This window comes from Pseudomonadota bacterium (assembly GCA_034189865.1).
In the GTDB taxonomy this organism is placed as follows: Bacteria; Pseudomonadota; Gammaproteobacteria; order UBA5335; family UBA5335; genus JAXHTV01.
Map to the genome: position 1 here is coordinate 82,042 of JAXHTV010000009.1, position 25,969 is coordinate 108,010.

Consider the following 25,969-nt stretch of genomic DNA (forward strand, 5'->3'; position numbering starts at 1 on the left):
GTTCCTTTATCGGTCGCCGCGCGGAGGAGTTAAACGGGTTCGACTTGGCGAATGTGGCGGCCCACGGCGAGCCATGCGCCTACCAGGCCCAGAGCGATTCCAGTGGTGAATATGAGCAGAATATCGGATCCGGACAAACCAACCGAGGGCCGCATTTGGCCGTACAAGGTAGCAAATTCGTTTACCGGCCGAATCATCGCCAGAGAGCCCAGGCCCATCAGCAAGCAGGCGAGAGTAGCGCCCAACAGACCGTACCAGGTTCCCGTGTATAAGAACGGTCGGCGGACAAAGGCATCGGTGGCGCCAATGAGTTTGAGCAGTTCAATCTCGTGCCGGCGATTTTCGATATCGAGCCGAATGGTATTGCCCACCACAAAGGCCACCGCCAGGCCCAACAGCAGCGCAATGATGAGCGTGGCGCGTCGGGCGATGGAAATCAGGGCTTGTAGCCGCTGCAGCCATTCAAGATCAATCTGCGCGCGCTCAACTTCCGGCAAATCCCGCAATTCGGCGAGCAACTTTTCCGCGGTTGGCGCATCGGCTGGCTTCGGGTGGATGACGATGACCGCGGGCAGCGGATTTTCCCCCAGGGCCAGCAGCGCATCTTCGAAGCCGGATAGACGACGGAATTCCTCTAGTGCCTGCTCGGGGGTGATCAGTCGGGTCCGGCTCACATCGGGTCTCCGCTCCAATCGGCTCGCCAGCCCGCTTGCGGCCGTGCTTGTTGTCCGGGTGTCGAGAAACAGCGAAATCTGGGTGACCTCATCGAGCTGCTGATCGATACCCCGAACGTTCTTGATGATGATATGCAATGTCGCGGGGAGTGCCAGGGAAATCCCGATGACCATGATGGTGAGCAGGCTGGGTAGGCCGGCGCGGTAAAGGCGGCCGAGGGTCGAGAGGGCGGTCTGCGCATGAACATAAATATAGCCGCTGTCCGGCGGGCGCCAATTCCACTTGGGCGTGTTCCAACCCCGTGCCGGCGTCGACCGCCGCCTGGCACCTTGTCGGGGCGGTGGGCGATGGTTGGCCGTTCTCTTAGGTGTGCGTCGGTTCTGTCGCATCGTGTTCCACCAGCTGCCCGTGCTCCAGCCGCAGGGCCCGGTGTCCAAGTTCCCGAATGAGATTAATGTCGTGACTGGCGATCAGTACCGTTGTTCCAATCTGGTTGAGGCGCTGGAAAAGATCCATGATTTCCCGTGACAAGTCCGGATCGAGATTGCCTGTGGGTTCGTCGGCCAGCAGCAGGGGCGGCGTGTGCACGACGGCCCGCGCGATGCCCACCCGCTGTTGTTCACCGGTGGAAAGTCCCGCCGGGGCTGATTTCTCCTTTGACAACAAGCCCACTTGGTCCAAGGCCGCGCGGACCCGTCGACGCGTCTCCTCGCCCCGTTGGCCGGCGATGACCAAAGGCAATGCGACATTGTCGAAGACCGTGCGATCGGGCAGCAGCCGGTGGTCTTGAAAAATCAGCCCGATGCGGCGGCGGTAGTGGGGGATCTGCCGATGGGGAATGCGGGCCAGATTCTGTCCATCGACCACCACTTGGCCGCCGTTCGCACGGTCAAGCAAGGCAATCAGGCGTAACAGCGTGCTCTTGCCGGCCCCGGAGTGGCCGGTGACGAAGGCCATTTCGCCTTTTTTCAGGGTTAAGGTGACCCCCTTAAGAGCATCGGTTCCCTCGTAACGCTTGCTCACGTCGGTGAAGCGAACCATGGGCTCGTGGTCCGTCGACTGCGTCATAACGATTTAAGCTTCGGCGAGGGTTGTTTCTCGGCCCAAAAGTCCGCTGACGAATGGTTCGGCCCGGAAGGTTCTCAGGTCTTCGGCACCTTCTCCGATGCCGATGTAGCGGATCGGGATACCGAGTTGCTTTGCCATAGCGAAGACAATGCCGCCTTTGGCCGTGCCGTCGAGCTTGGTGACGGTCAGTCCGGTCAGTTTGACCGCTTCATTAAACTGATTGGCCTGGTTTAGAGCATTCTGGCCCGTTCCGCCGTCGACCACCAACATCACCTCGTGAGGCGCCTCCGGATCCAGCTTGGCGATTACTCGCTTAATCTTGGACAGTTCGGACATGAGGTTCGATTGGGTATGAAGTCGCCCCGCCGTATCGGCGATGAGTACATCAACTCCGCGTGCACGGGCGGCCTCCACCGCGTCATGAATCACCGATGCGCTGTCGGCACCGGTGTGTTGCGCCACCACCGGAACCTCGTTTCGCTCGCCCCAACGTTGCAGTTGTTCCACCGCAGCGGCGCGGAAGGTGTCTCCGGCAGCCAGCATCACTTTGTGGCCCGATTGCTTGAATCGGTTGGCCAGCTTGCCGATGGTCGTGGTTTTGCCGACGCCGTTGACGCCGACCACGAGAATGACAAAGGGTCGGGTGTCGGTTGGAATTTCCAGCGGCTGTTCGCAGGCTTGGAGTAGGGCGGTCATCTGATGGCTCAATGTGTCCATCACTCGGTCGCTATCCACCAGCTCCTGCCGGCCGAGCTCGGACGTCAAGCCGTCGATAATGGCCTGGGTGGCTTCGACACCGACATCGGCCATCAGCAGCCGCGTTTCAATCTCCTCCAGCAAGGCGTCGTCTAGCCGCTTTCCGCCCGTGAAAAGGCTGGTCAGGCCTTCGGTTAGATTGCTCCGTGTTTTGGACAGGCCGGCCCGCATACGGGACAGCAAACCCTCGGTGGGTGCGGGCGGCGCAGTCGGAACTTCGGGTGGTTGAGCAGGAACAGGCTCTGGCACGGGGGGGCGGACTTCCGGCGTTGGGGCGGGTGGCGCCTCAGCCGGGGGTTCAACCGCCGCTGGAGGAATGGCTTCCACCGCCAAAGGCTTTTCCGGGGCTTCTGCCTTTTTGATCCGGAGCGCCGTACGCCGCCGTCCGATGAATACCGCACCGGTGACCAAAATAACGGCCGTAGCAGCCGCCACGAGGGCCACAAATATAATGGCCTCATCCCGGCCGGAAACGAACGGTAAGTATTCGACGAGGTATTCGAAAATAACGTCCACGTATGATTGTCTCACGAAGCAAAGTCAGGTGTGGCGGCCATTGGCGCGGGGCCTGAAAAAATGTTCGCCTATCCTACCATTCAGTGCTCCGGCCACGGTAGCGCGTGGCGGGATCGATTCGTTTAGACTGCGTGGCGAAATAAACTGAATTTATAAGGAGACATTCCGTGAAACTGGAGACCATCGCGATTCATGGCGGCTACCAGCCTGATCCCACCACCAAAGCCGTCGCGGTTCCCATTTATCAAACCACCTCTTATGCGTTTGATGACACGCAGCACGGCGCCGATCTGTTCGATCTCAAAGTGCCAGGGAACATTTACACGCGAATCATGAATCCCACCACCGCGGTGCTGGAGCAGCGGGTCGCTGAGTTGGAAGGCGGAGTGGGCGCCTTGGCTTTGGCGTCCGGAATGGCGGCCGTTACCTACGCCATCCAAACTATTGCCGGCGCCGGTGACAATATCGTGAGCACCAGCAAGCTGTATGGTGGTACCTACAATTTGTTTGCTCACACCCTACCCACGATGGGTTTAGAGGTTCGCTTCGCCGATCAAAATGATTTCGACGCCTTGGCGGCGTTGATCGACGATCGAACCAAATTACTGTTCTGCGAATCGGTTGGTAACCCCTCGGGGGAAGTGGCGGACCTTGAGCGATTGGCCGAGATTGCCCATCAACATGGCATTCCCCTGGTGGTCGACAATACGGTCTCAACGCCCGCGCTTTGCCGACCGTTTGAGCATGGCGCCGACATTGTTGTTCATTCCCTAACCAAGTACATGGGCGGCCATGGCACCACCATCGGTGGCATTCTGGTTGATTCGGGCCGGTTTCCCTGGGCCGAGCACGGCGAGCGTTTTCCTATGATGGTCAATCCCGATCCGTCCTATCACGGCGTCGTCTATACGGAGGCGCTGGGTGAGGCGGCCTATATTGGCCGGGCCCGGGTTGTACCCTTGCGTAACATGGGTGCAGCCATTTCCCCTTTCAACGCGTTTTTGGTGTTACAAGGTATCGAAACGCTGCCGTTGCGAATGGAGCGCCACTGCGACAACGCGCGAGCCGTGGCCAAGTACCTCGCCGGGCACGGACAAGTGAAGTGGGTCAAGTACGCCGGGCTTGAAAGCAGCGATCAGCACGCCTTGGCGCAGAAGTACATGGGGGGCTCGGCGGCCGGGATTTTGAGCTTTGGAATCGAGGGCGGTTTCGAGGCGGGCGCGCGATTTATCGACGCGCTGAAACTGGTCGTTCGGCTCGTGAACATTGGCGATGCGAAATCGCTGGCCTGCCATCCTGCATCGACGACACATCGCCAGCTCAACGCGGCCGAACTGGCCGCCGCCGGGGTGAGCGAAGATATGGTTCGCCTGTCCATCGGCATTGAACACATCACAGATATCCTGGCAGATATTGAGCAGGCGTTGGAGGCGGCGCGATCTTAAGCAGACACACGGTGTGAGTTCGGTTATGCAAAGCTGGTTGTATCTTGCAGCGGCCATCGTGATGGAGTTGGGCGGCACCACCTGCATGAAGCTGTCGGACGGCCTGACACGCCCGGCTCCGGCGATTGCCATGTTCGGGTTTTATGGCCTGTCGTTCGCGGCTTTGACGATGGCTTTGAAGAAAATCGACTTGGGGGTGGCCTACGCGATTTGGTCGGGCGTTGGCACTGCACTGATCGCGCTGATTGGTGTCGCCTTTTTTCGGGAGCCGCTGACGGCACTGAAAGTGCTCAGTATCGCTTTGATTATTTTTGGTGTCGTGGGTTTGAACCTGAGCTTTAATGGCCACTGACGCGCCGCAACGCTGGATCACATCATTGGGTAAAAACCAATCGAATCAATTCCGGGTGATTGCCGGCCTGTGGCGGGGGCGGCGTATTGCTTTTCCGCCACTGCCCGGAATTCGACCGACGCCCGACCGGGTGCGGGAGACGCTGTTCAATTGGTTGGCGCCGACGATTGAAGGCGCACGCTGTCTGGACTTGTTTGCCGGCAGCGGCGCGCTGGCTTTCGAGGCCATATCGCGCGGTGCGCAATCGGTGCTGTCTGTCGATCGGGAAAAGCGGGTGGTTTCTCACCTGCGCAGCCAAGCGAAAATCCTAGGACAAAGCCAGCGCATGCATTTCCAATGCGCCGACGCGTTGCGGTTTCTGACGGGGCCTTCAGAGGCGTTCGATCTGGTCTTTCTCGATCCACCCTATCACGCGGGATTGTTACCGCCCGTTTTGGCCCGTTTGGATGAGGCGGAGTGGGTTCGCTCGGGCGGTTTGGTTTATGTGGAGTATTCCAAAGATGAGGGGCTGCCCACCCTACCGGCGGGGTGGGCTGTCCGGAAACGTAGCATCGCGGGGCAAGTTTGTTTTCAGCTGTTGAGCGTGGATGGACTTTAGTCGGGTGCGGATTTTGAACCGCTCAACCGTTAGTATGTGGGTGGTTGCCGGGGAAGGTTTCAACTCGATCGAAATAAGGGGAAAGAACGATGGCCGTTGCATTGTATCCGGGAACATTCGATCCCATTACCCGGGGTCACGTGGATTTGGTGGAGCGTGCGGCTCGGTTATTTGATCGTGTCATCGTGGCGGTCGCGACCAACCCGGGAAAACGTCCGTTGTTCAATGTGCAAGAGCGGGTCACTTTGATGAGCGGGGCGTTGGGCTACATCCAGAACGTCGATGTGGTCTCGTTCAACGGCCTGACGGTGGATTATGCCAAGGAAAATGGGGTGGATGTCATTTTACGCGGCTTGCGTGCGGTGTCCGATTTCGAGCACGAGTTCCAGCTGGCTGGAATGAATCGTTATCTCGCCCCGAAAGTCGAGACCCTGTTTTTGACACCGTCCGAGAAATATACCTACCTCTCTTCCACCTTGGTTCGTGAGATCGCCGCGTTTAATGGCGATGTGAGCAGTTTCGTGCCCGATAACGTGGCGGCGGAATTGAAAAAACGCTTTGGTCACGGGTGATCCGATGGTACTGCGTTGCGCCATGAAGCCCATCTACCGCGTCACCGTTTGGGTCGTTCTTCTCGCGGTTCTCTCGCCTGTTTTCGCCAAGCCGGCGGAGGAATCCGCGGCAGTGGCATCGGCGCATCCGGACGCCACTGCCGCGGGTATGGAGATCCTCGCCGCCGGCGGTAACGCTTTTGATGCCGCTGTGGCAGTGAGTGCGGCCTTGGCGGTCGTACAGCCTTACGGTTCGGGCTTCGGCGGCGGGGGGTTTTGGCTGCTCCACCGCGAATCGGACGGACGGCAAGTGATGATTGACGGCCGCGAGCGCGCACCGCTGGCGGCCACGGCCGATATGTATCTCGACGAAAACGGCGAGCCCATCGACGGACTGTCCCTGGATGGCCCGTTGGCAGCCGGTATTCCCGGGATGCCCGCCGCATTGGTTCACATCGCCGAGCACTACGGCCAGCTCTCGTTGGATAAAAACCTCGCCCCCGCCGTTCGATTGGCCCGGGAGGGGTTTAAGGTCGATGAGCATTTGTCCCTGTTGGCGGCCTTCCGGCTGCCGGCGCTTCGGGCGTCTCAGGATGCCAAGCGCATATTTCTCATGGGGACCTTGTTGCCGCCGTTGCCGGTGTTCAGCCTGAAACAACCGGATTTGGCCCGAACCATCGAGGCGTTGGCCGCCGAAGGTCGTGAAGGGTTCTATGAAGGTGACGTGGCCCGCCTGTTGGTGGATGGCGTGCGCGAAGCCGGTGGCATTTGGACCATGGAGGATCTTAGTTCCTACCGCGTGGTCGAGCGAGAGCCCATTGTTTTCAAATACAAGGGTATTCGAGTTGTCTCAGCGCCACCGCCCTCTTCGGGTGGTGTGGTGTTGGCCGAGGCGCTGAATGTGTTGAGCGGTTTCGACCTGGATGCGTTGTCTGAGGTCGACCGCGTTCACGTCATCGTCGAGGCGATGCGGCGGGCCTATCGGGATCGTGCCGTCTATCTCGGGGATCCGGATTTCGTCGATATGCCATTGTCTCGGTTGTTGTCCGCATCCTACGCTGACCGGTTGCGCTCGGACATCAAAATCGAACAGGCGACGCCCAGCGAAGCGCTGGCTGAGCCACGGTCTTTGGGCGAAGACACCACGCATTTTTCGATCGTTGACCGGCATGGCAACCGGGTGGCGGCCACGCTGTCGATCAATTATCCCTTCGGTTCCGGCTTCGTCCCGCCCGGAACCGGAGTTTTGCTGAATAACGAGATGGATGATTTCTCGATCAAGCCCGGGGTCGGCAATGCGTACGGCTTGGTGGGCGGCGATGCCAACGCCATCGCGCCGGGTAAACGAATGTTGTCCAGCATGAGTCCGACTTTCCTGGAAACACCCGAACGGGTGGCGGTGCTGGGAACGCCGGGGGGGAGCCGGATCATCAGCATGGTATTGCTGGGCAGTCTGGTTTTTGCTGAGGGCGGATCGGCCGCGGATATGGTGAGCACTGGTCGTTACCATCATCAGTATTTGCCGGACAAGATTTCTTACGAGCCCGATGGCTTGTCACCCGCACTGATTGATGCACTGGAAAAGAAAGGACATCAAACGGGACAAGCCAAGCGGGCGTATGGGGACATGCAGGTGGTGGTTATAGACCGTCGCTCGAGACGTCTGGCGGCGGCATCCGATCCCCGGCGGCGGGGCGAGGCGGTTGTGATTCCGGCCTTGCCCAAACCGGCCGTTTTGCCACTGCATTGAAGCGATTTGTTTAACCTTGTGCCGTTTCTTCATCCTCGGCACGGTAAGGGCGTGGCGTTTCGTAGGTTTTCAGTCGTCGGAGATAGGCGGTCGTTTCGATCTCCGACATGGGGTAGGCGAGTAAGTGTCCCTGGCCCAGTCCGTAGTGTATTTTCTTCAACAGCTGCAGTTGTTCTTCACTTTCGATTCCCTCGGCGACCACGTCCAGTTTCAGACTGTGAGCCATGGCAAGAATGGCCCGCGTGATGGCGACGTCGTCCGGGTCGTGGGGTATGTCCCGAATGAAGGTTCGGTCGACTTTGATGGTTTCGATGGGTAAGCGTTTTAAGTAGTTGAGCGACGAATAGCCGGTGCCGAAATCGTCGATGGTTAGATGGATGCCCATATCCCGGAGTTCGTAGAGTTTTTTAGACGTTTCATCCATATCCCGCATCAAAGCGCTTTCGGTGATTTCCAGCTCCAACAGCGACGGAGTCAGCTGCGTTTCATCGAGTATTCGCCGAATGTTGCCGACCAAGTCGTAGCTCTGAAATTGTCGTGTCGACAAGTTAACGGCGATTCTAAGTCCGGGTAGGCCCCCTTGTTGCCATGCTTTCGCTTGTCGACAGGCTTGGGTCAGGATCGATTCTCCGATGGGTACGATCAGTCCGTTCTCTTCCGCACTGGGGATAAATTCGCCGGGCAGCAGAAGACCGCGGGTTGGATGCTGCCAGCGGGCGAGAACCTCAAGGGCGTGGACTTGTTGGGTTTGGATGTGGACCAGCGGTTGGTAGTAGGTAAGGAACTCTCCATGCTCTATGGCCTTGCGTAAATCGGTTTCCAGCGTGAGTCGTTGCTGTGCCGCGTGGTTCATTGCTTCGGAGAAGACGCAGGCGTTGTTACGGCCTTTGGATTTGGCCCGATACATGGCGGTATCCACGGCCTGCATCAGGGATTCCACCGAGTTGCCATGATCAGGGAAATAGCAGATTCCGATGCTGGTATTGACGAAGATTTCCCGGCCCTGCAGCTTGACTGGCCGGGCCAGGCTCTTGAGGATTCGCTCCGCCATCGCCTGAGCTTCTGCGCCGCTGTCGACGTCGTATAGCGCGATGATGAACTCGTCACCACCTAACCGGGCGACCATACCTTCGACTTCGTGATCGAAATGATCATCCGATCCTTCGTGGATCCATAGGCATTGACGCAATCGTTGAGCGACATCGCAAAGCAGCGCATCCCCCACGGTATGCCCGAGGGTATCGTTGACTTGCTTGAATTCGTCGAGATCGAGGAACAACAGCGCCAACCGTTCTTTTTTCGATGACAACTTCTCCAGCGCTTGCTCCAGCCGCTCCTTGAAAAGGGTTCGGTTGGGCAACAGGGTTAAGGGATCGTAGTAAGCGAGTAGCCGAATCTTGTCTTGGGCACTGCGCTGCTCGGAGATATCCCGGATCAGGTAGATCAGTGCCTGAGTATGGTTGGCGGCACGGCCCATGGTGCTCAAAGAGCAGCTGAGGGTCCGTCGGCCGCCGCCGGGGGGCAGGTAGCTGATTTCCCGTTCGACGCCCAGCGATGATGCCGCCGATGACCTGAATTGATCCGGTGTGAGTGCTCGCCGTAGCCGACTGGGTAGCGGTTTGCCGAGCAACTCTTCCGGCGCGTACCCCAATAGGTTCGATGAGGTTCGATTCACCAATCGCACCAAGTCGTCTTGGTCCAATACCAACAGGCCGTCGCTCATATTGCGAACGATCTGACTGGCGGCATAGGCGGGCGTGATGTCAACCAAGCGGTACTTCCATGCCACATAAGCCGTCGCCGTGATCATGGGGAGGATCATCAAATAGCCAAAGGGATAGACGGGGTATCCCAGTGCCGGCAGCGCATCGACTGCACCGCCGATGGCGGGTATCAGTCCTAGCAGAAGCCATTTGGCGCGTTGGCGCATCACGCTGCGCTGGTGACTGCGGCGATAAACGTTCAGCAGGAGGGCAAAGGCATAAGCGACCATCAGCGCGGAGAAGGCGGAATAGAAAATGGTCTCCTGTCCGTATCGGGCCTGATAACCCCAATAATAGAGATATGGGGTACCCAGGTAATCGCCGCTGACCACGAATAACCAGACGAACGCCACGGCCACAGTCCATAGCGCGCGAGTCCAGAGTCTGTGCTGATGGTGGAGGCCCAGGACGGAGACAATGAACTGAAACAAGGCGAGTGGTAGCAGCATCAAGCCGACGTGGGAGATCTTCTGCCACTCCAGCGCCAGTCTCGGTGCGGTTACGCTCAAATTGCCGGCCGCGCCGATGAGCCAAAACATGCAGCAACCCGTCAGAATCGCCCAGGTAACCCCCACACGATTCTGTCGTTCCCGCCAAGCGATCGAACTACCCATGATGCCGACCAACACCGCAGCGACAAAGAGCGGCAGCGCGTGCGGATTGAACTGATAGGCCGAAATTGATAGCGCACCGGCAAACATGGATGCGTTCTATCCCCCCGTTGGTTACGCCTTATTCTTTTATAATTGTGGGGATGCCATCGCCAATTGTGGCTCCTCAGCGCGGCCATCCGAACAATGGCTAACTTAGAATATCGGCGGCTGAAACGGAGCCTTGAACAGGTAATGAAACGGCCTTCAATATCAGTGTTGGCAGCGCGGGCAGTCGTAAGTGGCCCGCTGGGCCAGGCGGCGGACCCGAATCGGGTCGCCACACTGCGGGCAGGGTAGGTTCGCCCGGCCGTACACGCGCAGATGCTGCCGGAAATAGCCGGGTTTTCCGTCGCTGCCGACAAAGTCGCGCAGTGTCGTTCCACCGGCTTCGATGGCATCTTCGAGCACTGACCGGATCGCCTCGGCAAGTTGGTCGTAGCGGTGACGGGCAATGCGATTGGCGGCGCGGGCCGGGGCGATGGCCGAGAGGAACAAGGACTCCGATGCGTAGATATTGCCCACACCGACAACGATCCGGTGGTCCATGATGAACGCTTTGACACTGCTGCGGCGCTCTTGTGCGCGGTGGTAAAGATACTCGCCGGTGAAATCCTCGCCCAAGGGTTCAGGGCCGAGATGCTTGAGCAGTGGATGGGTCAGGGCGTGACCTGTTTGCCACAGGACCGCGCCGAATCGTCGGGGGTCGTTCAGACGCAGGCGCCAACCCGACCCCAGGCATATGTCTAAGTGATCATGGGTTCGAACCGATTGCTCCTCGGTCACCAAGCGCAGCGAGCCGGACATGCCCAAATGGACGATTACGTTGCCGGTTTCGACCTCAAGCAGCAGATATTTTCCGCGGCGATCCACCCGCTCGATACGCTGATTGCTGACGTACTCGGCCAATCGAGCGGGAACCGGCCAGCGCAATCGGGGCTCGCGGATTACGATTCCGGTGATAGTTTGGCCAACGATATGCGGCGCGATGCCTCGGCGGGTGGTTTCGACTTCGGGGAGCTCTGGCATTTTGACCTCAGCGCTTTTCGTTCCAGGCGGTGATGCGTTTTTGGGTGCCTGGGTTTACTTGCCGTCGCGATCTGAGCGAAGGGCCCGTCGGCTTGTCGCGCCGAATTATCGTCGACGAAACCAAACGCCCAAGCCCAATAAGGCGATGGCGCCCGGCAAGACCAGTGTAAACAGGCTCACCAGGGTGGCGTAGCCTCGGGGCGGGAGACGCAGCCGAGTATCTTTGAGATCCATCACGGGAAGTTCCAAATCGCCGGTTTTCGCAGCCAACAGGCTGAATAGCCTTAATGCGAGGCGGCGGTTGTCTCCGCTTTGCCAGTAACGGTTGCTCATAAAATCGCTGTCGCCGACAACCACGGCGTATTGGGGCGAGTCGTTCTGTTGACGAGAAAGCACCACGCCCAGCGGGAGCGGACCTTCCGCTTCCCCAGAATCGGGATCGAAGCGCAACTCCCCTTCCAGGGCGCCAGTCTCGGTCCAGCTGCGGGGGCCGGTGAAGAGAATCGGCTGCGTTGTCCAGGTGGACTCGGGATCCGGCCTCAGGGCGTGGGCGAAGGCCAAAACGCTGTTGCCGTCCATGCCGTCGAAAGCGCCCACGGTGCCATAGCGGGTGATGGCGATGACAGCCGGGTGTGGCATGCCGAGCAAGCGGTAGTCCGCCGACAGGACGGTGCCGGGCAACACCTCTACGTTCAGAAGATCCGTCAGATCCTCGTCGTTGTTGGCCGCATCGACCAGCCAGATCAAATGACCGCCCCGTTGCAGGAAGCTGCGAATCAGCTCACGCTCGCCTGGGAGGAGGGCTTGCTGTGGCCCGGCCAACAACAGGATGTGTGTGTTGTCCGGGATGACAGGCTGCGCCACCAGATTCAATCCGGCCAGACGGAAACCCACCCGGCGCAGTTCCACGGCGAGGTTTGACAGTCCGTCCGGGCCTGTATCCTGAACATTCCGTTCACCGTGTCCGGAAACGAAGCCGATCCAGCCAGGCTCATAGGCCAGTCGTTGCAGTGCCCCGCTGAAGCAGGCCTCCGTTAGTTCGGTGCAGGTTTCACGGCGTCCCCCGCTTTCGACCAACAACGCCCAACGGTCGCGGATTCCGAGTTGGCGCATGCGTTCCGGTGCCGATTGGGGCGCGACAAACGTCCATCTCCAATCAGGCTGCAGCTGAACATAGCGCTCGAGGAAGTTTTCGATGGACTGCCGCAACTCGGTGTCCGGTGGTGCGAAAGCCGTGATGGCAACCGGTTCGTCCAAGCGGTCCAGTATCGTTTGGCTTTGAGGGCTCAGGGCACGTTGCTGGCCACGGGTGAAATCCCATTCCGCCGGATAGAGCAAACCCGCCACGAACAACCCAAGCGTCGCAGCCACCCAGAGCAGCGCGAGCAACCGGCGGCGAATCGATGCTGGCCGCATGTTCAGGCGCCAGATGGCCGCGCCTAATGCGGCCAACACCGTGCTCAGCCAGACGCCGGCCGCGGCCAGGGTCAAGGTTCCCTGCAGCGCCAACTCCATGTGACCGGCCGGGGATAGGTGTTTGAATAACCACGCCAGTGGCGTGTCGAAGGTGCCCGGCCAGTAGATCACCCACAGGATCAGGAGAATGCCAAATGCGCTGATGGCCGCCGCCGCGCTTTGGTCGGTGAAGCTGGAGCATGCCAGGCTCACTGCGGCATAGCTGGCCAGCAAAATTCCCAGTGCCAGTCCCGCTCCGGCGACCAGACCCCAGTCCAGTTCGGTGCCGAGCGCGAGACTGGCCGCGGGCAGCACCGCCGCCAGCCAAATGGGCAGCAAAAGCAACAGTTGTGCACCGAATTTGCTCAACACGATGGTGGTGTTGGAGAGCGGCGCGCCGCGCAGCAAGCGCAGCGTGCCGCTGCGACGCTCTTCGCTGATGGCGCGCATGGCCAGCACTGGGCTCACGAACAGGCCCCACACGGCGGCAAATCCCATCAGTGTCCGAACCATATAGGCGGTCACTCCGTAGGACTCGACCACCGCGGGGTCCTGCTGAATCTCGGTCAAGCTCAAAGTGAACGTGAGCCCGAGAAGGGTCCATGTGGCGATCCAAACAATCCATGGCAAAGGGCTCACCCAATGCCGGCGGAACTCCCATAATGCCAGCTTGACGATCATGTTCTGTTCACCCCCGTTCCGGGGGCTTGGGTGAGATCACGGAAGCGCTGTTCCAAAGACACGCCGGCAGGGGTCAGTTCTCGGAGTTTCCACCCCTGCCGGATGCTGGCGGCGATGAAGGCATCCAGGGTTTCGGGCGATCCGTGCAGCTCAATGCGCCCGTCCTCCCGCAGCCAGATGCGCTCGGGCATGTCCGCCGGACTCATTCGGTTCAAGTCCGGTCTCTGGCCGAATCGCAAATGCCAGCGGCCTTCACCGGATGATTTGAGGTCTTGCAGCGAGCCGAAGAAAACGATGCGGCCGTGGCGAATCACGGCCACGTGAGAGCAAATGGCCTCCACCTCCGACAAAATGTGGGTGGATAAGAGAATGCCCCGGTTCTGTGCCAATTCCGCGATCAAAGAACGCAGACTGGCCAGCTCCAAAGGATCCAGCGCAACGGTGGGCTCATCCAGGATCAGCAGCGACGGATCGTGGATGATGGCTTGCGCGATGCCCAGGCGCTGTTGGTAACCGCGTGACAGGTGTCGGATAATCCGGCCGCCGTGATCGGCCAGACCGCAAGCCTGCTTCACGGCCTGGCAGCGGGTGTGACGCAAGGCAGGTGCCAGGCGGTGCAGCGCGGCGCAGTAGGCGAGAAATTCGTCCACACGTAACTCTGGGTAGAGTGGCGGCTGGTCCGGCAGATAGCCCACCTGCATCAGGGCGCGGTGCGGGTTCGCGAGCATATCCTCGCCGTTGATTTGAATCGAGCCGGCCTCGGGCGCCAATTGACCGGCCAGCATCTCCAGTGTGGTGGATTTCCCGGCGCCGTTGGGCCCCAGCAAGCCCAGCACGTTTCCCCGGGACACCGTGAGATCGACACGGTCCACGGCCGTTTTGTCGCCATATCGGCGAACCAATTGCCGTGCCGCGAGCAGTGGCGTCGCGTCGCGAGTTTGTTCGGCGTTGGGTTCGCGCATCAGCTCGGGCATGATGGGGCACCGGATCGGCGCGTCGCGCGCGCCGGCGTGGAATGAATAGACGCGATCATACGGAGCAACGTTGAGTCAGCGAAAGCCTCGAGCTTACGAATGTCTGTTGGGAGTGGATACCGGTGGTACGTTCACCGATTTTGTGGTCTATGAGCAAGGCCGTTTGCGAATCCATAAAGTCCTGTCCACGCCGGATGCGCCTGAGCGCGCCATTCTACAAGGTATCCGCGAGCTGGGTTTGACTCCGGGGCGCTTCCGTTTGTTTCATGGTTCCACCGTGGCGACCAATGCCGTCCTGGAAGGCAAAGGTGCCCGCACCGCGTACATAACCAATCGGGGCTTGGGCGATGTGCTCACCATCGGACGTCAGGCCCGCCCGGATTTGTACGATCTCACCCCCGCACCCATATCGCCGCCGGTGCCGGCAGAGCTGTGTCTGGAAACCGGCGGGCGATTGGGCAGCCGTGGCGAAGTTATCGAACAACTCACCGAGGACGATTTGCGTGAGTTGGCTCAGAAAATCGCCGCGCTGAAGCCGCAGGCCGTGGCCATCAATCTTCTGTTTTCCTTTCTCGACGCGCAGTTTGAACGAGCCATCGAGGCCGCTTTGCCGCCTGAGGTCATTGTTTCACGTTCGTCGGACGTCTTGCCCGAAGCCAGAGAATTCGAGCGCGGCATCACCACTTGGTTGAATGCCTATGTCGGGCCCGCTTTGGCAGGCTACCTCGGTCGGCTGGCCGGCGCGATCGCGCCATCGCCGCTGGCGGTGATGCAAAGTTCGGGCGAGACCATTTCCGGTCAGTTGGCTGCCCGGCGGGGTGTGCATCTGCTGCTGTCCGGCCCGGCAGGTGGTCTGGCCGGAGCGGGTTATCTCGGGCGGCTGACCGATCAGCCTCGCATGCTGACCTTCGACATGGGCGGTACGTCCACCGATGTGGGTTTGATCGACGGCGAGCCCCGTCTCACCCACAGTGGTCGTATCGGACCCTATCCAGTTGGGGTTCCGATGGTGGATATGCATACCATCGGTGCCGGTGGCGGATCGATCGCCTATGTCGATTCGGGCGGATTGCTGCAGGTCGGTCCGGAATCGGCCGGTGCCGACCCCGGGCCCGCGTGTTATGGCCGCGGGGGTGAACGTCCCACCGTGACCGATGCCAATCTCGTCCTCGGTCGGTTGTTGCCGGATGCCTTTCTCGGCGGCCAGATGCATTTGGATGTGAGGCGGGCCCGCGAGGCGATGAACACCTTGGCCCAACGGCTGGGTTGTTCAGGCGAGCAAGCGGCGATGGGTATCGTGCGTATCGTGGATGAGCGCATGGCGCGGGCCTTGAATCTGATCTCCGTACAGCGCGGCGAGGACCCGCGGGACGATGTCCTCACCTGTTTCGGTGGGGCGGGCGGGCTTCATGTCTGCGCCTTGGCCGATGCGATGGACATGACCCGGGCGTTGGTTCCCATTCATGCCGGGGTGCTTTCGGCCCTGGGTATGTTGGCGGCGCCCCGGGGTCGACAGTTGTCTCACGCCTTGCCGGGAGAACTGGCGAGTCTGCCTTTGGAGCGTATCGAGTCAGGCTTCGCGCACATGATGGCTCAAGGCGTCGCGGGTTTGCGTGAGGAGGGTGTGCCCAAACGGTCATTGCGCTGCCAGCGTTCTGCCGATTTGAGGTATCAGGGACAAAGCCACCCACTGACGGTGCGATGGCGCGGAGTTCGTCAAACCCTGGCTTCTTTTCATGCCCTTCACCAGCAGCGCTATGGCCACCGGTTGCAACTACCGGTGGAGTTGGTCAATTTGCGCCTGAGCTTGCGGGGGGTAGCGCCCGAGTTACCCTTGGCGGCGACTTCCGGATCCGCAGGTCCTGCTCATCCTTCTTGCCATGTCGCGCTTTGCGGTATCGCCGATCCGGTTCCGGTTTGGGACCGTTCCACGCTCTCGGCAGGCCAGTGCATTACCGGACCGGCGTTAATCACCGAAACGGTATCGACTGTGTTTGTCGCCCCCAATTGGCAGGTCCGTGCCGATTCGATCGGTAATCTCCTTTTGCAGCGATCAAGTACCGTGCCGCTCTAGCCGGGCTTGTTTTTTGCCAAATCGCCCCCCATGATTTGGTTGGCCGATCGGCCGCGGAAACCTGATTTCTGCGGTGCGGTGGCATGCGAGCATTGAGGGGACGCAAGCACAGGCCGAGATGGCCGATATCAAATACTGCGTGGCTCGTAATTCGATTAATCAGCAGCGGTAATTACATATGTTGAACGGTTTTTTAGACCTCCCGGTGTGGAGTGTCGTTCTGGTGATGTTGCTTATGACCCACGTCACCTCCAGCGCAATCACTATTTATCTCCATCGCCATCAGGCTCATCGGGCCTTGGATTTGAATCCGGCGTTGGCGCATTTTTTCCGGCTTTGGCTGTGGTTGACCACGGGGATGGTCACGAGAGAATGGGTTGCCGTTCATCGTAAACACCATGCCAAGTGTGAGACGGAAGAGGATCCGCACAGCCCGCAAATCTATGGTTTGCCAAAGGTGCTTTTCATGGGGGCGTTCCTCTATCGGACGGAATGTGAAAACACGCAAACGATTCAAAAGTACGGCCACGCTGCTCCCAACGACTGGTTGGAAAAGAATCTCTACAACCGCTTCAACTGGCTGGGCGTGGTTCTGATGCTGGCGATTGACCTGTTTCTATTCGGGCTGTTGGGGCTTGTGGTTTGGGGTGTTCAAATGATCTGGACGCCGTTTTGGGCGGCGGGCGTCATCAATGGTGTGGGCCACTATCTGGGCTATCGCAATTTCGAGTGCAAAGACGCCTCGACCAACATCGTCCCCATCGGATTGCTGATGGCGGGCGAAGAGCTGCACAACAACCACCATGCCTTCCCCAGCTCGGCCAAGTTTTCCCAGCGGCGCTGGGAGTTCGACCTCGGGTGGTTTTACATTCGTCTTTTGCAGGCGGTCGGTTTAGCGAGGGTGAAGAAAGTCTCGCCCAGGCCGCATTTGGATCCAGCGCGCACCAAGGTGGACGGTGATACGGTGCAGGCCGTATTCATAAATCGTATGCATCTGTTGGCCGATTATGCGCGCAAAGTCACCATACCGGTGTTGCGGGATCAGTCCGGGGAGGGGCGTGAGATCGTGTTCGGTGAAGCCCGGCGGCTTTTGGTTCGGGAGCGCGGGCTGCTGGATGAGCACTCCTCCGCGAAACTGACGGCGCTGCTGAAGGATAATACGGCCTTGCGGACGGTGTATCAGTTCCGCGAGCGTTTACAGTCGATTTGGGAATCCACCGGCGCGAGTCAGGAGCATGCGCTGGTTGCGCTCAGGGAGTGGTGTGCCCATGCTGAGGCGACAGGCCTGGAGGCGCTCCACGATTTTTCGCAACGGGTTCGCTCCTACGCGCTGAGCGCCCCCCCGCGGGTTCCAGCCTGAGCATGCCCATAAAAAAACCCGCTTTATAGCGGGTTTTTTTATGCTCGACGAGGTAGTGAAGCCAAGAATTATTTGATCTTGGCTTCCTTGTATACGACGTGCTTGCGAACCACCGGATCAAATTTCTTGATTTCCATTTTCTCCGGCATGGTGCGTTTGTTTTTGGTGGTCGTATAGAAGTGCCCGGTTCCAGCGGTGGAGACCAGTTTAATCTTGTCACGCATGGTGGGTTCCCCTTAAACCTTTTCGCCGCGGGCGCGCACTTGCTCGAGCACCGTTTCGATACCCAACTTGTCGATAATGCGGATTGCCTTGCTGGACACACGCAAGCGCACGTAGCGGCTTTCGCTTTCTACCCAAAAGCGCTGATAGTGCAGATTGGGCAGGAAACGGCGCTTGGTTTTGTTGTGGGCGTGGGAGACATTATTGCCCGTGCGCGGACGTTTCCCGGTCACTTGGCAGACTCTGGACATCACGAACCTCGTCGAATAAAAATCGCACAGAAAGCGGGCATTTATAACAGACAATGCGCAAGCTGAGCAAGCAAAACAGATGGCGCGGCCACGGCTTCGGTGTTGCCATGGTCCCTGTGTTGTCAAATCAGACCATGGTCGGCGAAGGAGAAACTCTCCGGGTCGCCGACGATGATGTGGTCCAAAACCCGCACATCGACCAGATCTAACGCGCTCTTGAGCTGCGCGGTCACCCGCCGGTCCTCGGCGCTGGGTTCGGCGACGCCAGACGGGTGATTATGGCAAAGAATCACCGCGGCTGCATTGTTGGCCAGAGCCGAACGCACGACCTCGCGCGCATGCACGGTGGCTCCGTTGATCGTGCCCCGAAACAATTCTGCAAAAGAAATCACGCGATGGCGGTTGTCTAAAAATAAGCAGGCGAAAACTTCTTGTGGGTAGTCGCGCATTTGGGTGTATAAAAAGCGCTTGGTGTCGGCCGATCCGGTCAGTGCATCACCGCGCTGCAGCGATTCGGACAGATGCCGCCGGGCCATCTCCATACAGGCTTGCAATTGGGCATACTTGGCGGGGCCTAATCCGGGCACGGCGCAAAAAGCCTCGCGTTCTGCTTTTAGGAGAGCTCGGAGTCCCCCGAATTCATTCAGCAGATCTCGGGCGAGATCCACGGCCGTGAGCCCGGCGCGGCCGGTGCGCAAAAAGATGGCGAGCAGTTCAGCGTCGGACAGCGCGGCCGGCCCACGCTCGATCAGTTTCTCTCGCGGCCGCTCCGCGTCTGGCCAGTCGGTGATAGGCATATTAGGAGTCTCTCAGTTGTTGTTGTATTTCTCTTCGAATGAGCAACCGGTTTTTAACATGGCTTAACCGGCAATGGCCATATGTTATGCGTCCGGGAAATTTCTGGATTGGCTGTTATCTACGGCTTCGATGATCCCGAAAGAGTTGCCGGATGCAGCAAGGATGGTGGAGTTGCTTAGTGTCATTTGCGACGCAATAGAATGACGTTCTATAAGCCCTGCATATTGCAGACCGGGCGTACCGAAAGGAGTGGTAGCCATGAGTGATGCCGTGATGGTGATCGACCGTATCCAAGGTGCGACGGAGCAACGTGTCCATGGAATTCGTCAGGACAACTGGCATTTGGTTCGCGCCAACGATGCCGCCAGCGCCCGGCACTTACTGATCGATCAGGACTTGGATGTCAAAGTGGTCGTGATCGATCTGAATGCCGTGGATGTCGGAGATGCGGCTGCGCTGATCGAATCCTCGCTGCGTATGACCGATCCACCGGTATGGGTCGTAATCGATGACGGTAGCTCGAGTGCCGAGACGGAAGAGCGAATCGATGCTTTGGATCCGTTTGCCATACTGAACCCCGACGTTCCCCTGAGCCGCCTCGGGGGAGCGATTCGTCGGGCGTTGGCGGAGTCGGATCGCAAACAGCGCAGTCGATCCTGCGATTCCGATATTGCCAAAAGACATCGGCCAGACGCGTTCCTCGGACGAAGCACCGCAGCGGTGGAGACGCGGGCGTTGTTGGAGAAGCTCGCCTCGATTCCGTTGAGTGCCTTACTCATAACGGGTGAGACTGGCACCGGTAAGAGTCTTGCGGCCCGTATCATTCATCACAGCGGACCGCGGCGTAACCAGCCGTTGGTGGAAATGAACTGCGCCGCCATCCCGGCGGATTTACTTGAATCGGAGTTATTCGGCTACGAGGCGGGGGCGTTTACCGGTGCCACCGGACGTCGCCGCGGTTTGCTGGAGCAAGCGCACCGCGGGACCCTGTTTCTGGACGAGATCGCCGAGATGGATCTCACCCACCAAACGAAGCTGCTCAAAGCGATCGAAGAGAAGTGTTTTCGTCGCTTGGGCGGTGAACGGGAGATCCAGGTTGACGTTCAGATTATTGCCGCCACCAATCGAGACCTGGCCAGCCAGGTGCAGGAAGGTGAGTTTCGCGCTGACCTCTATCACCGTCTTAACGTGTTCTCATTGCCTTTGCCGCCATTACGGAACCGGATCGAAGATCTGCAGGACCTCGTTCCGCCGATCATCGCTCACTACAACACCCAGGCCAACAAGCGGGTCAATCGGCTGGAAGAAAAGGGGTGGGAGAAGATTATGAACTACAGTTGGCCCGGCAACGTGCGTGAGTTGCGCAACGCATTGGAGCGGTGCGTGTTGCTGAGCGAGGGTGACACGCTCGCTCAGCAGTGGCTGCAGTTGGGCCACGACCATTTGCTGAGCCCGGGCGTCTCCGACAGCGGTTTCTTTATACCCATGGATGGCAGTTGCTCGTTGGAAGAAATCGAGCAGCGTATCCTTAACCACGCCCTGGAGAAAAACAACGGCAACATCGCCGCTACGGCGCGGATGCTGCAAACCACGCGCGATACCATCCGTTACCGCCTCACCAAAACCCTGCAGACCTGCGAGTAAGGGTTCCCTCCTGACCCACTCGGGTGAAATCCCCCATGCCATCGGGGGATTTCACCGTTTTCTTGCCTGAATAAAGTTAAAAGCTGCGATAAAACAATAGCTTGAGAGTATGGCACGCGTTCTGCATCCGAGAAGGTAAATGGTCGTCATGCCGATGGCCGGTTCACCAACCAAGGAGGAAATGATGAGTGAGAAAAGCGAATTCACTCAGCGCTATGAACAGCGAATGAATGATCTCCAAGCGAACATCGATCTGCTCGCCGAGAAGTACAAATCATCCCGAGAACAAGTCAGCGAAACATCTCGCCAGGAGCTTGAGGAGCTCAAGCGACAGCGTTCGCTCCTGAACGAAAAACTGGACGAAATAAAGCAATCGGCGGACGGCATGTGGAAGGAGGTCGCCGAAGGCGTGGACGAGGCCTGGAAGGATCTCTCCTCTCACCTTAAACAATTGCGCCATCGGTTCGAATAGGCCGCTGGCGTTCGGATGACACTTAATCAATCTGGAGAATTAACCCCATGACTATTTCATACAAGACCCTGATCGCCTCGTTGTTCGTCGCCAGCACGCTGGGGTTGGCTGGCTGCCAGAACGGTGAAGCCGAAGAAGACCTTAAAGAGGATGTCAAAGACGCTTGGGAAAAAGTGGAAGACACGGCCGATGACGTCGGCGACAAGCTCAAAGAGCCGTTTCAGAGCCCTGCTGAAGAGGCGGCAGAGGATGTAGGTGACGCCGCCGAGGAAGTCGGCGAAACCGTCGACGATGTCACCGATGAGGTGAAAGACGAAGTCGAAGAATTCAAAGACAAGAAATAGTTGGCCGAGCGTGCTGATTGCCTTCAACAAAGCGTCGCCTTTCGGGTTGGGCAAACCTGGGCCCGGAAGGCGGCGGGGATGAGAACCGATTAAAAAAGGATGAATGTTATGAAAAAACAAATGACGATTTTAGGTGCAACCTTGGCGCTGGGTGCAACTTCGCAGGCTGGATGGGCGCTGGATCGGGTGCAGCCCTACATTGGCGCCAGCTACGTTTACAGTAGCGTCGACGACGTGAAAATCGCCGGGGCCGACATTGACTTGGGCGAATTGGAAGATTTCGATCCCGATGAATTCGACGACAGCCGGAGCACCGGTAAAGCCGTGGCCGGGGTGCAAATCACGCCCTGGTTAGGCGTCGAAGCCCAATACATTTACCTTGGCGAATATGAGCAGTCCGGTTTTACGATCGACGGCGATGCCTACGGGGCGGCGGCCACGCTCACACTGCCGTTGGGTGACTATGTGGGTCTTTTCGTCAAGGGCGGTCAGCTGTGGTGGGATGTTGATGTCGAAGGGCCTGGTCCGCTGGATGCCAGCCGCGACGGTTCCAATATCTTCTATGGGGTCGGAGCCGACTTCATCCTGCACGAGCACTTCGTAATCCGCACCGAGTACGAGCGTATCCCGATCGACAAGGATGAGTTCGAAGCCAACATCGATCTCCTGTCGCTAGGGCTTCAGTTCCGGTTCTAGCCGGGTGTCCGACTAGGCCTGGTTTGCCGCCGAGCATGAGTCTCAAAGCCGCTTGGCGGCCAGCCGGCTCGTCTTATTCCGTCTTTCGGTGATCTCAACTGCAGGCGAATCGCCAACGGGTTTTGTCGTTATATGGTCCGACCTGGCTCGGCCAACGATTGCTTTCGCTGCGCCGCGTCTGGCAAGGGCAGGTGCTTTGCGCTAGCATGGCCACGCCCTGACTGTCGGGTTTTAAGTGGTATCGGGCAATGAGCCAATCCCTTTTCAACCGCCGCATTCTGCTGGGCGTCACCGGCGGTATCGCCGCGTACAAAACGGCCGATTTGGTCCGTCGGCTCCGCGAGGCCGGGGCGGAGGTTCGGGTCGTGATGACCCCCGCCGCCACCGCTTTCATCACCCCGCTAACGCTCCAGGCGGTCAGTGGTCACCCCGTGCGGACCGAGCTGATGGATCCTTCCGCCGAAGCGGCTATGGGCCATATCGAGCTGGCGCGCTGGGCCGATACGGTGCTCATCGCGCCGGCCAGTGCTGATTTTCTAGCCAGAGTCGCGCATGGTTTTGCCGACGATTTGCTCTCCACAGTCTGTCTTGCTACCGCGGCGCCGATCGTGCTGGCACCGGCGATGAATCATTTGATGTGGCAAAACTCGGCTACCCAGAGCAACGTTGCAGTATTACAAGGCCGTGGCGTCGTGCTACTGGGGCCGGCTTCGGGCGAGCAGGCTTGCGGTGAAGTCGGGCCGGGTCGGATGTTGGAGCCTGCCGAGATCGTCGCGGCTTTGGATAAAGCCAAAAGAAACGGTCCGCTGGAAAAACGGCGTGTCTTGATTACGGCCGGGCCGACGCGGGAGCCCATCGATCCTGTCCGTTACGTGACCAATCGCAGTTCCGGCAAAATGGGCTTCGCGATCGCTGCTGCTGCCGCCGCCGGTGGCGCCGAAGTGTCGCTGGTCAGTGGGCCGGTGCATATTCCCGTGCCCGCCGGGGTCGATTGTATATTTGTGGAAACGGCGGCACAAATGCATGGCGCGGTGCTGGAGCGATTAGAAAACTGCGATATTTTTATCGCGACTGCCGCTGTCGCCGACTACCGACCGAGCGAACCGGTTGGAAAGAAGATCAAGAAAGATCAGCCCGCTTTGCAATTGGAAATGTCGCGAACGCACGACATTCTCGCAGATGTCGCTTCGGAGAAATTCCCGCCATTTACCGTCGGTTTCGCTGCAGAAACGGACAATGTTGAGGCCTACGCCGAAGAGAAGCGGCGCCGCAAGGGCGTAGATATGATCGCCGCCAACCAGGTTGATGGCGGTGGGCTGGGATTCGAATCTGACGAGAATGCGTTGCATGTGTTCTGGGAAGGGGGGAGTAGCGCTCTGCCCCGGCAATCCAAACAAACGTTGGCGGTCGCCCTGATCGAGCTCATCGCCCAGCGCTACGTCTTGAAACAGCAGTCAAGCCAGTGAGGGTTCGACTTGGCCAAGGTTGAATTAAAAATTCTTGATGATCGCTTGGGAAAAGAGTTTCCCTTACCGGACTTCGCCACGGCCGGGTCGGCCGGGCTGGATCTTCGGGCATGTTTGGGTCGTCCGCTCGAACTAGAACCTGGTATGGCCGAGCTCATCCCTACCGGCATGGCGATTCATCTGGAAGATACCGGATTGGCCGCTATGATTTTGCCGCGGTCCGGTTTGGGGCATAAGCATGGCATCGTGTTGGGTAATTTGGTCGGGCTCATCGATTCCGACTATCAAGGACAGTTGTTTGTCTCTTGCTGGAATCGCGGTCAGACCGCTTTTACCGTCCAGCCTGGGGAGCGGATTGCACAACTGGTCGTGGTGCCTGTCGTGCGGCCAGAATTTGAAATCGTTGACGAATTTCGGCCCAGCGTGCGCGGTGAAGGGGGGTTTGGTCATACCGGCCGTCGCTGAACTTAACCCTGCCCTCTTTTTTCTATTTCCTTTAGCTCGCCTTTCAGGCTCCCCCGCTTTTTTCGCCGACCGCAGCCGGCCCGGAGCAGCCATCGCGCTTTAAGTTCACCTGGCAAGCGCCGATAAATCGCGTGGGTGAAGCTTGTGTGATTGAGCCTGATCGCACGACGGTGGATGAGTTTCCTCTACGAGGTAAAAGCGGGACGTTCCCCCGATTGGGCCGGTTCTGGGTGAATTTGATGGGATGAAAGGTTTTGCGCAATATCTAAACGGCAGTATTCGCCGGAAAATATCCAGCCTGGTGGCCTTGGCTTTGGGTTTGATCTGTCTGGTCGGGGCCGTCTCCTGGCTGATTTTTCATACGCTGGATGTCACCACGCTGATGACGCGTCTGGAACGTGTCCACACGGTCGAGGTCAACGCGGGAACGACGGCCTATTATCGATATCTCCTCACCAACGACCCGCAAGACTTCCAAGCATTCAAGCAAAGTCTTAACAAATCCATTGCCTACAGCGGTTACTTCGGCCGCTTGGGCTCTTCCGTCTCCAGTACCTCCATTTTCGATCTAAGGCGCGAGCTGATGGCCGTGTACGAGGAAATTCGTGATGCGAATCAGGGGTTTCACATCGCACTGAACTTAAAAATCCTGTATTGGCATCCGCTGGTCCAAAAGCTATTCGGTATCGCGGCCCAAGGGGAGGGTATTGCCCGGCAATGGGTGGTGCTGGCCGAGGAGATCGTTTCCCTCACTCCCGGAGATGTTCGGGATGCGAAACTCGCACAACTCGAAGAGGTCGGTCGGGAGCTCTACGACTTGGGTGAAAAATTCAGCGCCGGCGTGGCGGATCTCGCGCAGTTCGCGATCAGTTTAGTGGTCCTGCTGTTGTCTGCCTTGATCGCCATCGCGGTGCTGTTCCTCGTTTCGGTGGCCCGCAGTATTGTCGTTCCTATATCCGTTGCTGTCGGTCAAACCGTTCAAGGTGTGCAGCAGCTCTCAACGGGCAGTCTTAAGCCCGTCGATTACGGGGCGTCCAACGACGAATTCGGTTTGATCTTCGATGCCTTGACGGGATTGTCCGGCAACCTCACCCGGACGGTCAGTCGAATCAAGTCCATCGCTGAGACCTTGGGTAACGAATCAGCATGCTTGTCTGACACCGCCACGGACATCAAAACCGGCGCTTCGTCCCAAACCCGGGTATTGGCGGAGTTGACCGAGTCCGTTTCTCAGCTCGGCGAAGCAGAGCAGCATGTCGCCAGCCATGCTCAAAATGCCTTCCAGTTGTTCGGCGAAACCCACGCCTTGGCGGACGAGGGAGCGGAGTCCATGCGGCGTACCGTGGCGCGCATGAACAGCATCGTGTCAACGGTGGACGAGGCCAATCAGGCCATCGTTAAGCTGGACGATTCCAGCACCCGGATCGGACAGATCATCAACACCATCGAGTCCATTGCCGATCAGACTAATCTGTTGGCGCTCAACGCTGCCATCGAAGCCAGCCGCGCCGGTGAGTTCGGCCGGGGTTTTGGCGTGGTCGCCAGCGAAATTCGCGACCTGGCGGCGCACAGCAGCAAAGCCACCCAGCAAATCGCGGAGATGCTCAAATCCATCGAGCACGAAATCGCCCTGGTACGGGACAACATGGATACCTGCGGCAAAGAGGTCGACCAAGGGCTGGCGCTTGTTCATGGCGCCGGCGACATACTCAACCGCATTGTTCACTCCTCCGATGACAGCCTGGACCGAATCAAGCAAATTGCCGCCACCACGGAACAACACGCCGGTGCTACCCAACAGATCCACGAGAACACCAAGGAAATCTATCGGGTGGCGGAAGATCTCGAGAAATCCAATGATCGTGTGGCCGACGCGGCCCATCAACTGCGGCAGGACGCCGAGCAACTCGCCGC

At 58.8% G+C, this 25,969-nt stretch carries 24 protein-coding genes; 14 read left to right on the forward strand and 10 right to left on the reverse strand.

Annotated features, from left to right (window positions below; translation table 11 throughout):
* Window positions 1-29: 29 nt before the first annotated feature.
* The 3 genes from ftsX to ftsY are packed head-to-tail and all read right to left on the reverse strand — an operon-like array spanning window position 30 to window position 3,030.
* Window positions 30-1,064, reverse strand: coding sequence for a permease-like cell division protein FtsX (gene ftsX / locus SVU69_06370; protein MDY6942626.1), 1,035 nt, complete (start codon window positions 1,062-1,064; stop codon window positions 30-32).
* Window positions 1,039-1,716 (reverse strand): cell division ATP-binding protein FtsE, encoded by a 678-nt coding sequence (gene ftsE / locus SVU69_06375; GenBank protein ID MDY6942627.1) that lies wholly within the window; start codon window positions 1,714-1,716, stop codon window positions 1,039-1,041. The genes ftsX and ftsE overlap by 26 nt, the downstream gene beginning before the upstream one ends.
* 33 nt (window positions 1,717-1,749) lie before the next feature.
* Window positions 1,750-3,030, reverse strand: a complete 1,281-nt coding sequence (gene ftsY / locus SVU69_06380; GenBank protein MDY6942628.1) for a signal recognition particle-docking protein FtsY — start codon at window positions 3,028-3,030, stop codon at window positions 1,750-1,752.
* Window positions 3,031-3,182: 152 nt separating this feature from the next.
* Here ftsY and SVU69_06385 point away from each other — a divergent pair, with 152 nt between their 5' ends.
* The 5 genes from SVU69_06385 (at window position 3,183) to ggt (ending at window position 7,711) form a co-directional block, all read left to right on the forward strand.
* On the forward strand, window positions 3,183-4,460 hold the full coding sequence (locus SVU69_06385; GenBank protein ID MDY6942629.1) for a bifunctional O-acetylhomoserine aminocarboxypropyltransferase/cysteine synthase: 1,278 nt from the start codon (window positions 3,183-3,185) through the stop codon (window positions 4,458-4,460).
* A gap of 13 nt (window positions 4,461-4,473) precedes the next feature.
* Window positions 4,474-4,812: a multidrug efflux SMR transporter gene (locus SVU69_06390; protein MDY6942630.1), complete on the forward strand. Its 339-nt coding sequence runs from the start codon at window positions 4,474-4,476 to the stop codon at window positions 4,810-4,812.
* Window positions 4,802-5,410, forward strand: a complete 609-nt coding sequence (gene rsmD / locus SVU69_06395) for a 16S rRNA (guanine(966)-N(2))-methyltransferase RsmD (protein ID MDY6942631.1) — start codon at window positions 4,802-4,804, stop codon at window positions 5,408-5,410. The genes SVU69_06390 and rsmD overlap by 11 nt, the downstream gene beginning before the upstream one ends.
* A gap of 89 nt (window positions 5,411-5,499) precedes the next feature.
* Window positions 5,500-5,982, forward strand: coding sequence for a pantetheine-phosphate adenylyltransferase (gene coaD / locus SVU69_06400; GenBank protein MDY6942632.1), 483 nt, complete (start codon window positions 5,500-5,502; stop codon window positions 5,980-5,982).
* A 4-nt stretch (window positions 5,983-5,986) separates the two neighbouring features.
* On the forward strand, window positions 5,987-7,711 hold the full coding sequence (gene ggt, locus SVU69_06405) for a gamma-glutamyltransferase (GenBank protein ID MDY6942633.1): 1,725 nt from the start codon (window positions 5,987-5,989) through the stop codon (window positions 7,709-7,711).
* Between the two features lie 10 nt (window positions 7,712-7,721).
* Here the strand turns inward: ggt and SVU69_06410 are convergent, their stop codons facing one another.
* The 4 genes from SVU69_06410 to SVU69_06425 form a co-directional block, all read right to left on the reverse strand.
* On the reverse strand, window positions 7,722-10,175 hold the full coding sequence (locus tag SVU69_06410) for an EAL domain-containing protein (protein MDY6942634.1): 2,454 nt from the start codon (window positions 10,173-10,175) through the stop codon (window positions 7,722-7,724).
* Window positions 10,176-10,337: 162 nt separating this feature from the next.
* Complete coding sequence (gene mutM / locus SVU69_06415) at window positions 10,338-11,153, reverse strand: bifunctional DNA-formamidopyrimidine glycosylase/DNA-(apurinic or apyrimidinic site) lyase (GenBank protein ID MDY6942635.1); 816 nt, start codon at window positions 11,151-11,153, stop codon at window positions 10,338-10,340.
* A 105-nt stretch (window positions 11,154-11,258) separates the two neighbouring features.
* Window positions 11,259-13,289, reverse strand: a complete 2,031-nt coding sequence (locus tag SVU69_06420; GenBank protein MDY6942636.1) for a Gldg family protein — start codon at window positions 13,287-13,289, stop codon at window positions 11,259-11,261.
* Complete coding sequence (locus SVU69_06425) at window positions 13,286-14,263, reverse strand: ABC transporter ATP-binding protein (protein MDY6942637.1); 978 nt, start codon at window positions 14,261-14,263, stop codon at window positions 13,286-13,288. The genes SVU69_06420 and SVU69_06425 overlap by 4 nt, the downstream gene beginning before the upstream one ends.
* A 70-nt stretch (window positions 14,264-14,333) precedes the next feature.
* On the opposite strand from SVU69_06425, the gene SVU69_06430 reads away from it, so the two are divergent.
* Window positions 14,334-16,337, forward strand: a complete 2,004-nt coding sequence (locus SVU69_06430; protein ID MDY6942638.1) for a hydantoinase/oxoprolinase family protein — start codon at window positions 14,334-14,336, stop codon at window positions 16,335-16,337.
* A gap of 178 nt (window positions 16,338-16,515) precedes the next feature.
* The gene (locus tag SVU69_06435) at window positions 16,516-17,697 is read left to right on the forward strand and encodes a fatty acid desaturase (protein ID MDY6942639.1); all 1,182 of its coding nucleotides are present in this window, start codon (window positions 16,516-16,518) and stop codon (window positions 17,695-17,697) included.
* Window positions 17,698-17,765: 68 nt separating this feature from the next.
* Here SVU69_06435 and rpmG read toward each other — a convergent pair whose 3' ends face one another.
* The 3 genes from rpmG to radC all read right to left on the reverse strand — a co-directional run bounded on the left by rpmG (window position 17,766) and on the right by radC (window position 18,967).
* Window positions 17,766-17,921 carry a 50S ribosomal protein L33 gene (gene rpmG, locus SVU69_06440; protein MDY6942640.1) on the reverse strand — a complete coding sequence of 52 codons (156 nt, stop codon included), beginning with the start codon at window positions 17,919-17,921 and terminating at the stop codon, window positions 17,766-17,768.
* A 12-nt stretch (window positions 17,922-17,933) separates the two neighbouring features.
* Window positions 17,934-18,170 carry a 50S ribosomal protein L28 gene (rpmB, locus tag SVU69_06445; protein MDY6942641.1) on the reverse strand — a complete coding sequence of 79 codons (237 nt, stop codon included), beginning with the start codon at window positions 18,168-18,170 and terminating at the stop codon, window positions 17,934-17,936.
* Between the two features lie 122 nt (window positions 18,171-18,292).
* Window positions 18,293-18,967 carry a DNA repair protein RadC gene (radC, locus tag SVU69_06450; protein ID MDY6942642.1) on the reverse strand — a complete coding sequence of 225 codons (675 nt, stop codon included), beginning with the start codon at window positions 18,965-18,967 and terminating at the stop codon, window positions 18,293-18,295.
* Between the two features lie 259 nt (window positions 18,968-19,226).
* Here radC and SVU69_06455 point away from each other — a divergent pair, with 259 nt between their 5' ends.
* The 7 genes from SVU69_06455 to SVU69_06485 form a co-directional block, all read left to right on the forward strand.
* The gene (locus SVU69_06455) at window positions 19,227-20,612 is read left to right on the forward strand and encodes a sigma-54 dependent transcriptional regulator (protein ID MDY6942643.1); all 1,386 of its coding nucleotides are present in this window, start codon (window positions 19,227-19,229) and stop codon (window positions 20,610-20,612) included.
* A 184-nt stretch (window positions 20,613-20,796) separates the two neighbouring features.
* The gene (locus tag SVU69_06460) at window positions 20,797-21,084 is read left to right on the forward strand and encodes a hypothetical protein (GenBank protein MDY6942644.1); all 288 of its coding nucleotides are present in this window, start codon (window positions 20,797-20,799) and stop codon (window positions 21,082-21,084) included.
* Window positions 21,085-21,131: 47 nt separating this feature from the next.
* A complete protein-coding gene (locus SVU69_06465) occupies window positions 21,132-21,428 on the forward strand; it encodes a hypothetical protein (protein MDY6942645.1) in 297 nt (98 codons plus the stop codon).
* Window positions 21,429-21,536: 108 nt separating this feature from the next.
* Window positions 21,537-22,124 (forward strand): porin family protein, encoded by a 588-nt coding sequence (locus tag SVU69_06470; protein ID MDY6942646.1) that lies wholly within the window; start codon window positions 21,537-21,539, stop codon window positions 22,122-22,124.
* Between the two features lie 248 nt (window positions 22,125-22,372).
* Complete coding sequence (gene coaBC, locus SVU69_06475; GenBank protein ID MDY6942647.1) at window positions 22,373-23,590, forward strand: bifunctional phosphopantothenoylcysteine decarboxylase/phosphopantothenate--cysteine ligase CoaBC; 1,218 nt, start codon at window positions 22,373-22,375, stop codon at window positions 23,588-23,590.
* A gap of 9 nt (window positions 23,591-23,599) precedes the next feature.
* Window positions 23,600-24,055, forward strand: coding sequence for a dUTP diphosphatase (gene dut, locus SVU69_06480; protein MDY6942648.1), 456 nt, complete (start codon window positions 23,600-23,602; stop codon window positions 24,053-24,055).
* Between the two features lie 244 nt (window positions 24,056-24,299).
* Window positions 24,300-25,969, forward strand: a 1,670-nt coding sequence (locus SVU69_06485; GenBank protein ID MDY6942649.1) for a methyl-accepting chemotaxis protein, incomplete at its 3' end; no start/stop codon positions are given.

Coding starts and splice junctions, on each gene's coding strand:
- ftsX (MDY6942626.1), bottom strand. CDS start 1,064: ATGCGACAGAACCGACGCACACCTAAGAGAACGGCCAACCATCGCCCA.
- ftsE (MDY6942627.1), bottom strand. CDS start 1,716: ATGGTTCGCTTCACCGACGTGAGCAAGCGTTACGAGGGAACCGATGCT.
- rsmD (MDY6942631.1), top strand. CDS start 4,802: ATGGCCACTGACGCGCCGCAACGCTGGATCACATCATTGGGTAAAAAC.
- coaD (MDY6942632.1), top strand. CDS start 5,500: ATGGCCGTTGCATTGTATCCGGGAACATTCGATCCCATTACCCGGGGT.
- ggt (MDY6942633.1), top strand. CDS start 5,987: ATGGTACTGCGTTGCGCCATGAAGCCCATCTACCGCGTCACCGTTTGG.
- SVU69_06410 (MDY6942634.1), bottom strand. CDS start 10,175: ATGTTTGCCGGTGCGCTATCAATTTCGGCCTATCAGTTCAATCCGCAC.
- mutM (MDY6942635.1), bottom strand. CDS start 11,153: ATGCCAGAGCTCCCCGAAGTCGAAACCACCCGCCGAGGCATCGCGCCG.
- SVU69_06420 (MDY6942636.1), bottom strand. CDS start 13,289: ATGATCGTCAAGCTGGCATTATGGGAGTTCCGCCGGCATTGGGTGAGC.
- SVU69_06425 (MDY6942637.1), bottom strand. CDS start 14,263: ATGCCCGAGCTGATGCGCGAACCCAACGCCGAACAAACTCGCGACGCG.
- SVU69_06435 (MDY6942639.1), top strand. CDS start 16,516: ATGTTGAACGGTTTTTTAGACCTCCCGGTGTGGAGTGTCGTTCTGGTG.
- rpmG (MDY6942640.1), bottom strand. CDS start 17,921: ATGCGTGACAAGATTAAACTGGTCTCCACCGCTGGAACCGGGCACTTC.
- rpmB (MDY6942641.1), bottom strand. CDS start 18,170: ATGTCCAGAGTCTGCCAAGTGACCGGGAAACGTCCGCGCACGGGCAAT.
- radC (MDY6942642.1), bottom strand. CDS start 18,967: ATGCCTATCACCGACTGGCCAGACGCGGAGCGGCCGCGAGAGAAACTG.
- SVU69_06455 (MDY6942643.1), top strand. CDS start 19,227: ATGAGTGATGCCGTGATGGTGATCGACCGTATCCAAGGTGCGACGGAG.
- SVU69_06460 (MDY6942644.1), top strand. CDS start 20,797: ATGAGTGAGAAAAGCGAATTCACTCAGCGCTATGAACAGCGAATGAAT.
- SVU69_06465 (MDY6942645.1), top strand. CDS start 21,132: ATGACTATTTCATACAAGACCCTGATCGCCTCGTTGTTCGTCGCCAGC.
- SVU69_06470 (MDY6942646.1), top strand. CDS start 21,537: ATGAAAAAACAAATGACGATTTTAGGTGCAACCTTGGCGCTGGGTGCA.
- coaBC (MDY6942647.1), top strand. CDS start 22,373: ATGAGCCAATCCCTTTTCAACCGCCGCATTCTGCTGGGCGTCACCGGC.